General features: G+C 41.7%; 8 protein-coding genes and 1 tRNA gene. 5 read left to right on the top strand and 4 right to left on the bottom strand.

Annotated elements, in window-relative coordinates:
- Nucleotides 1–245: 245 nt before the first annotated feature.
- Nucleotides 246–617 (bottom strand): DUF2237 family protein, encoded by a 372-nt coding sequence (locus tag V7K67_RS06235; RefSeq protein WP_069073911.1) that lies wholly within the window; start codon nt 615–617, stop codon nt 246–248.
- A 79-nt stretch (nt 618–696) separates the two neighbouring features.
- Here V7K67_RS06235 and V7K67_RS06230 point away from each other — a divergent pair.
- Nucleotides 697–783 (top strand) — tRNA-Ser (locus tag V7K67_RS06230).
- Nucleotides 784–1453: 670 nt separating this feature from the next.
- Here V7K67_RS06230 and V7K67_RS06225 read toward each other — a convergent pair.
- Nucleotides 1454–1630 carry a hypothetical protein gene (locus V7K67_RS06225; protein ID WP_335165656.1) on the bottom strand — a complete coding sequence of 59 codons (177 nt, stop codon included), beginning with the start codon at nt 1628–1630 and terminating at the stop codon, nt 1454–1456.
- Between the two features lie 105 nt (nt 1631–1735).
- Complete coding sequence (locus V7K67_RS06220) at nt 1736–2335, bottom strand: hypothetical protein (protein ID WP_335165654.1); 600 nt, start codon at nt 2333–2335, stop codon at nt 1736–1738.
- 237 nt (nt 2336–2572) lie between these two features.
- Here V7K67_RS06220 and V7K67_RS06215 point away from each other — a divergent pair, with 237 nt between their 5' ends.
- On the top strand, nt 2573–2920 hold the full coding sequence (locus V7K67_RS06215) for a hypothetical protein (RefSeq protein ID WP_335165652.1): 348 nt from the start codon (nt 2573–2575) through the stop codon (nt 2918–2920).
- Between the two features lie 330 nt (nt 2921–3250).
- On the opposite strand, the gene V7K67_RS06210 is transcribed toward V7K67_RS06215, so the two are convergent.
- Nucleotides 3251–3484, bottom strand: coding sequence for a helix-turn-helix domain-containing protein (locus V7K67_RS06210; protein WP_335165650.1), 234 nt, complete (start codon nt 3482–3484; stop codon nt 3251–3253).
- A gap of 280 nt (nt 3485–3764) precedes the next feature.
- Between V7K67_RS06210 and V7K67_RS06205 the strand changes: the two genes are divergently transcribed.
- From V7K67_RS06205 to V7K67_RS06195, 3 genes are all read left to right on the top strand, one after another.
- Nucleotides 3765–4337, top strand: coding sequence for a hypothetical protein (locus tag V7K67_RS06205; protein ID WP_335165648.1), 573 nt, complete (start codon nt 3765–3767; stop codon nt 4335–4337).
- A gap of 78 nt (nt 4338–4415) precedes the next feature.
- The gene (locus tag V7K67_RS06200) at nt 4416–4703 is read left to right on the top strand and encodes a hypothetical protein (RefSeq protein ID WP_335165647.1); all 288 of its coding nucleotides are present in this window, start codon (nt 4416–4418) and stop codon (nt 4701–4703) included.
- Between the two features lie 106 nt (nt 4704–4809).
- Complete coding sequence (locus V7K67_RS06195; protein ID WP_335165645.1) at nt 4810–7188, top strand: VapE domain-containing protein; 2379 nt, start codon at nt 4810–4812, stop codon at nt 7186–7188.
- The last annotated feature ends 95 nt before the right edge of the window (nt 7189–7283 follow it).

The raw sequence follows: 7283 nt of genomic DNA, 5'->3' as shown, positions 1-7283 counted from the left end.
GGAGCAGGGAGCAGGGAGCAGGGAGCAGGGAGCAGGGAGCAGGGAGCAGGGAGCAGGGAGCAGGGAGCAGGGAGCAGGGAGCAGGGAGCAGGGAGCAGGGAGTAGGGAGCAGGGAGCAGGGAGCAGGGAGCAGGGAGCAGGGAGCAGGGAGCAGGGAGCAGGGAGCAAGGGAGCAAGGTAGAAGAGTTTTCCCCTCTGCCCCCCGCACCCCGCCCCTCTGCCTCTTTTCAATGCCCAATGCCCAATCAAGACGAAGTTAGAGCGTGTTTTTTGAGTTCGTCTAGAGAAACCACTTCCAAAGCTCTGGCATGGGTTGCTGAAAGTATTACAGGTGGAGCAACGCCAGCTTCGAGAGCTTCTTGCCAGCGAGAAGCACACAAACACCAGCGATCGCCAGGCTTCAATCCAGGAAAATTAAAATCAGGAACAGCTGTGCTGAGGTCATTTCCCCGCGATTTGGTGAACTCCAGAAATTCTGATGTCACTTGGGCACATACGACATGCGACCCGAAATCTTGACCACCTGTACGACAAAAACCGTCGCGGTAAAACCCAGTCACGGGAGAAGTACAGCAAACCTCTAGGTTTCCATCGATTACATTTTTAGCGTCTGTCATCGTTAATTCAATCTAGAATATCTTTCTTTATCTTTGCATTTTCTAGGATTCTATAGTATGATCGTAACTTGTGGCACCTGGAGAGGTGGCCGAGTGGTTTAAGGCGCAGACCTGGAAAGTCTGTAAGGCAGTAATGTCTTCCACGGTTCAAATCCGTGTCTCTCCGTTAATCCCTATTGTACAACACTTTCAGCCTACACGGTTGTGTAAAATGCCATTTTATGCGATGTGGTAGTGGTTGAGTAATTGGTATAGTTGGTTTAGCGCTCAACCGATAAGTAAAACCAAATAATTGTTCGCCACTATAAAAGTTTTCCTTATAATCAATGACTGATAAGCAAGAAAGCAAAAAATTACGCTCTTGGAGCGTAATTTACTTATCAATCACTCACCCATAAGTAAACACCCTACTTTTTACGATAGGGTGTAAGCTTTGTTTATATGGGTTGACAATTACTTCAAAAATTTCCTCTCAACAAAAAACCTGTGCAATTCGTCATTCTCTTCGTACAAGGTTTTGCACTCTACCAGAAATAATCCGTTGGTATGTCCAACAATCTCAACAGTCTCCCAAGTGTAGCCTTGGGATGTCTTTCTTAATGCTCTAGTAATTTTTTTCATTTTATCTCCCTCCCAAATACATCCTTTTTTATCGCGTCAAAACACCAAATAAGTTCGTTATGTTTCTCTACCTGTATTTTTCCAGTGAACGAGTCATCGTCAGATAGCACCAAGAAATCTTCATACACCTTCAAAATTTTCCTATTTTGTCCCCAGTAGTGGACGTACTTGCCAGGTCTTAAGTCTATATCTCGTGGTTTTCTTGCCATTGGTGATTATGCTTTATCAGCGTAAATAATACTTTGCTCTGATAACCAAGTTTCTTTTCCGTCTAAACCAACAACATTCCATTGTCTACCTATTGCTGGGTGTTCACCTTTAAAAGACGTCGTGACATATATATGCCCCGCAACATAAAACCAATAGCCTATCTCTACTTCCATGTAATCCATATTTTTTTACTTGTATACCCTGTTCCAAAAAGTGACATAAATAGTGTCATTTTTTTTGTCATAATTTATGTCATTAAAAGTGACACTTTTCCAGATACCCTATCCTCACCTATTTAATGGATTAGAAAAGTACTTATTACCATCACCATACTCAGCAAGTATCTGATTGCATTTGATAGAGTACTTCACTACGTCAGGGTACTTCTCAGCAAAAGCCTTAGCCTCAGCAGCTTTATCACGCTTGATGTTCTGTAGATCGTTACGTAATGATGCTAGGCGTGTTTCTAATACCTTTACCTCATCCTGAAGCTTGCTTTCCCTGTCAACAAGGGCATCAAGCTTCGATGTGTCAATGAGGGTGAGAGAATTTGCTGGTTTTGTTGTTGCCTGTTTTGCTATGCGTTCACACTCAAGGAAGTATTTGCGGATAGCCTTACCCTGTTCCGTGCCTGCCATCATACCAAGGGATTTAAAGCAGTCGATAGTGAGTATAATGCAATTCTTGGGTCTACCGCCGTTAGGGGTTTTCCGGCTATAGCCGGAAAAGTCAATACCTTGCTCAAAGTTGTTTTTAAGGGTATCTAGACAGCTATCTATTCGTGTGTACCCTAACCACCGCCAAGCGTTATCAAGGTCAACAGGAAATGGCTCACTAGACTGATACAGCGATAGTGCGAGCGATTGGTCAAAAGTAAGGTGTGTCATGGTCTTGTCCTATATATGGTGTGTTTCAGCAGTTTAACGACATACTGAGGTCACTGCATACTTGTACCCTTATAAAAACTGTGTGACTGTTTGTGAGTGCTATTTGTGAGAGATTTCTGTGTGGGATTTGCTGTGGGGGTGGTATTGGGGAGGGAAATAAAATGTTAGCTATTAGCGCTTTAGCTATGGTGTCACTCCGCGGTGATGCCTTTTTTACTGTGAGAGGGAAAATATTTTATGGGTGCAATGCCTGATTTAACACTTAAAGAGATACACGAGAAATGCCTTAATAAAGAGGTGAAGGAATATATCGATTCGATGCCAGAATTACCATTCAATATCAATCTTTGTAAGCTTCTGGCTACAATCTTAGAGACGGCTGGATGGATTGAGTGTGCTACAAATAATGGAACTCCTGCAATCAGACCAGAAGATAAACTTGATACTTATCAATTCCCTGAATATGGCGATAGGTCTGTGGATGACAACAATATCCACCGTTTTCAGGAGATTACTTACAAATTAAAAGTTTTAGTGAGTGAAGATAAAAAGGATATACAGCCTACTCATGGCTTCTATAGGTAATTAATCTCTCTTTTTTTTGAAGCGTCATTCGTTGGCGCTTTTTTGTTGGGCAGTTTTCTGACTTGCCAAGGTCAACATACTATCGCTTCGTTGCTATTCTCGCTTTCTTTTGTTTTTTCTTCTTCAGTCTCTTCACCAGCAACAGTACTACTTGCTTTCTGAACGTGGGTGATTTAGACCAGTGAAGTCTCAATAGTTCTTTGACCTTTCTCTTCATGGCGCTTCCTTTAAAGGGATGATAGCAAGTCAGGAATTGTTATTAACAAATAATATATTGCATTAAAAAAGGTAGCAATAGACTACCTTTTTTGTGAAGTGAACTGAGTTATTTTATTCCTTTGCCTTATCATCCATATTGCCCTCTCTGGCAAGTACTAGCAAGTCCCCTACTTGACAACTCAGTGCCATACATAGTTTTTCTAATGTGGAATAAGTTATTGATTTTTGTTTGCCATATTCTATGTCTTGAACAGTCCCCAACGTCATATCAATCTTTTTGGCTAGCTGATTTTGTGACAAACCCGCCCGCGACCTCATTTCTTTTAACCTTACTTCCACTGGCATACCTCGCTACAACTCCCTATAGCCTATCCCATCGTGACTATGACATCTATCACTATATTTTATCGCAATTGATTAATACATAACCAAGTACAACTATGTATAGTATTGATATGTAGAGCATAACTGGGTTAGCTTAGTCACATCAAAAGCAAACAACACTGCTCAGAGGGTGAGGGACATCGGTAGCATCGTTGTTTGTGGCAGCAGGGAGGAACGAGGGACGTCGAACTGCTGCTATCGATAGACAATAAACACTGTACAAATCACACGGGTAAGCCGCATGAAACGCTATTCTGTTTCACTTGAATCAAAAATTACTACTACATCTGAAATTGATTCCCAATCTAGTGGTCAATCAATTCTCCTAGACATTTCTCTGAAAGGACAGAAGATTGCTACTGCTGAAATACCTTTAACTATCGAAGATATCCAGGGAGTTCCCTTGAAAGACCGACTAGGCAGAACTCGCGGCTTTGCTGGGAAGAAGTCTACTGAAGAAATAATCGAGAAATATTTAAATTCCAACTTAGAAGTAACTTATGTTATTGAGCATAAACATTCTAAGTCCGATGAGGGGAGTGCCTTGAACATTGTACTTACTAAGCTTATTAAGGAGGATCTGCCAAAGCAAGGCGAAAGTAACAGGTCTAACGAGTACGCGTCAGAAGCATCAAAACGTATCGACTTAGAAATAGGTCAGGATGAACTGATAAAGCAGATTACAGCACGATTAGGTTTTGCTATTGGTCGCAGGGATATGGATGAAGTAATAACACTCATGTCTAACTTCGGTTATTCCTACGAACGAGTAGGACAAACGATGGGTTTTGTGAAAGAGGTAAGGACTTGTTAAAAACCTGCATTTTTCGTTAAACGTAACAGGTTCTAACATCTTTCTTATTCACTTAATCTTTTAAAAAAGTACAACGCCATGACTTACCAACTACCAATTCAACAGACCACCGCCCTTGTTCCCGTACCTCGCTTTCAGATAGGTGAGAGGGTAACGACTGATTACATTCATGAACAAGGACACGGATTATTTACAGGAGTGATAATTGAACAGGCTTTCAGAATTAAACATGACAAGATGAACTGGCAATACACCATAGCTATTACCGAGGCGTTGAAAGACGGTGTTCAATGGACTAGTTCTATGGGTGAATACGGTTTTGACCTAGATGAGAATACGCTAATACCCGTTGTCGGTCAATATTAAATTCTGTATTTTTGTCAACCTTGACTAGAAGAAATGGCATAGAAATATGCCTTTTTTTTGTACACATATACCCGTAGTAAACAATATTCCAGCAACAATACTCATCATGGCAAACACAAAGCAAAGCTTGCGGACACGACTGATGTTTTCAGGTTCTTTATCACGCTTTGAAAAGGCATCAAAAGAATGGGGAATACCAATTGATGTCATAGCAGAAAATTGCGAGCGTGGTACTCACTACGGCAAAACAGGCTGGTGGATACAGAAAAATGGCATTTATCCACAATTTCGCTTTGACGACTCAGATAATACCCAAAGATATGTAGGCTTAAAAGATGTGTCACCTGATATCTGCATACCTACGCTACCTGAGTGCTACGCCAACCCTTTCGACGATGAAACATACAAGCTACCAACAATCATAACGGAGGGATGGAAAAAGGCTGTTATTCTTATGCTACATGGTTTTAGAGCGGTATCAGTGGCAGGTGTATGGAACGGGCTTAGAAGTGAAAAGGATAGCAATGGCAATAAGACAAAGCGCTACATAGTGCCATCTTTGCAAAGGCTAATAAGAGAGAGAGATATCACTACGTACATGTTTTGTTTTGACGCAGATGTAGCACTCAACGATAGTGTAAAAGCAGCACTGAATGAGGCAGTGATAGCACTCAAAAAAGAGGGATGCAAGGTTTTTAGTGTTACTGGCAAGTGGGATATTAAGGATGGGAAGGGAGTCGATGATTACATTAATAATGGACACTTGGATACATTCAAACAACTTGTAGATGATGCTATCAAGGCAGGTGAGTACACGCCCGGTGAACCATCGGCAAGTAGCACTGATAAAAAACGAGGAACAAAAATAGTAGATTCAGTGGAAGCGATAAAGGAATTCTATGGCAGTCGCTTGGCATACAACGGGCTTAAGTCAATTATCGAGTTGGACGGAGAACGATGGGATGCGGATGATATAAGGATTAAGCTGGCATACGATACTGGTATAGAACTGGGTAATGCCGATGCTATCCAGTTTGTAGAGAGTGTTGCTAAAGCTAACTTTTACCATCCAGTCGTTCAATACTTGGAGGGTGTATCAGCACTACACAACACAGATACAGAAGTTGCGATCGCTCGCCTAGCAAAACTATGGAATGAAATATTGGGCATAGGTGAACCGTTACCCATATCTCAAATGACGAAAACTGTTGTTGGTGCTGTAGCCCGTGCGTTTAAGCCCGGCTGTCCTATGAGAACAGTTACCGTGTTGTATGGTGGGCAGAACATCGGCAAGTCTACTTTTTGGCGTGAGTTAATGGGTGAAAAGTTCTACTCTGACGCTTATGAGGGTACATCTGAAAAAGATGATTTACTTAAGCTACACAAAGCTTTCATACATGAGATACCAGAGATTGATGCTATTTACCGTAAGACTGATGCTAGTCGGCTCAAGCGCAATATCAGTCAACGACAAGATGAAATCAGAGTACCTTTTGGTAGGGAAACTGTGACAAGAGAACGTCAGTGCATTATCACAGGTACTACTAACTCACAAGACATTTTGAGAGACGTAACTGGTAGTACTCGATTTTGGGTGATAACTATACTTGGTCGTATCAACATTGACTTGTTGATTTCCGCCAGGGATGAGCTTTGGTCATTAGCAGTACAACTATACAACGCGGGTTATTTGTGGGAACTTACCACAGACGAGCAAGTGTTAAATGAAGAAACAAATGCTAGTTTCTCTACGGTTGATTTAATTGATGAGGTAGTTGAAGGATTCTGTAGGTCAAAAGATAGTGTTAGCGGTTGGAAGGAATTCATTGAATTCAAGTATGTTGTTGCTCACTGCTTCCCAGAAAAGACAGATGCTAGCGTCTCATCTGCTGACCAAAGGCGCGTGAGGGATGCACTGACAAAGTTCGGTTATAGGACTCATGTTCGCAAAATATCCGGGCAATCCGTTAGAGTGTGGCAACAATCGATGGTTACACCAGTTACAGTGGTTGGTGAGAGGTGTAACCCTAGTGTAACCCCTTCAGTGCAAGGCTTTGAGGTATCGGTTACACCAGTTACACTAGCTAACCAAACTTTTGCGAATAAACCAGATGACGACACGGCGATAATGAAAAACTACCAAAAAAATACAACAAATGAAAATGTTGCAGATAGTAGTGTAACCAGTGTAACTTACCATGAAAGCCTTGCTGTACAAGGGTTACAGTCTGGTTACACCGCTATGGCAATAGATAACGTTGCTGTAACCGATGTAACCCACTGCAAAGAGGGTGAAGTAAAAATAGGAGACATTGTAGAGCTAACGAGAAAGTATGACAGCGTAGCCGATTGTGGAACGAGGCATACCGTATCTGGGTTTTATCCTACTGGTGTTATGTTGTCAGTCACGGTTAACTCGGTTAAGAGCAAAAAAAAGGAAACAGTATTACGTCCAGTCTCCTATATGGATATTAAGTTGACGTGATAAACGCCCATAACAACGCAATAACAACATTTTCAGTACACCACAGGTTCTAACATCACTTCAATCCCGATATAGATAAGAGAAGCGCCAAAGCA

The organism is Nostoc sp., from assembly GCF_036917155.1.
In the GTDB taxonomy this organism is placed as follows: Bacteria; Cyanobacteriota; Cyanobacteriia; order Cyanobacteriales; family Nostocaceae; genus Nostoc.
The sequence above is the reverse complement of the archived record's forward strand: the minus strand, read 5'-3'. Positions and strand labels throughout refer to the sequence as shown.

Excerpts from the sequence above, each read along its gene's own strand:
- V7K67_RS06235 (WP_069073911.1), bottom strand. The coding sequence starts at position 617 with ATGACAGACGCTAAAAATGTAATCGATGGAAACCTAGAGGTTTGCTGT.
- V7K67_RS06225 (WP_335165656.1), bottom strand. The coding sequence starts at position 1,630 with ATGGATTACATGGAAGTAGAGATAGGCTATTGGTTTTATGTTGCGGGG.
- V7K67_RS06220 (WP_335165654.1), bottom strand. The coding sequence starts at position 2,335 with ATGACACACCTTACTTTTGACCAATCGCTCGCACTATCGCTGTATCAG.
- V7K67_RS06215 (WP_335165652.1), top strand. The coding sequence starts at position 2,573 with ATGGGTGCAATGCCTGATTTAACACTTAAAGAGATACACGAGAAATGC.
- V7K67_RS06210 (WP_335165650.1), bottom strand. The coding sequence starts at position 3,484 with ATGCCAGTGGAAGTAAGGTTAAAAGAAATGAGGTCGCGGGCGGGTTTG.
- V7K67_RS06205 (WP_335165648.1), top strand. The coding sequence starts at position 3,765 with ATGAAACGCTATTCTGTTTCACTTGAATCAAAAATTACTACTACATCT.
- V7K67_RS06200 (WP_335165647.1), top strand. The coding sequence starts at position 4,416 with ATGACTTACCAACTACCAATTCAACAGACCACCGCCCTTGTTCCCGTA.
- V7K67_RS06195 (WP_335165645.1), top strand. The coding sequence starts at position 4,810 with ATGGCAAACACAAAGCAAAGCTTGCGGACACGACTGATGTTTTCAGGT.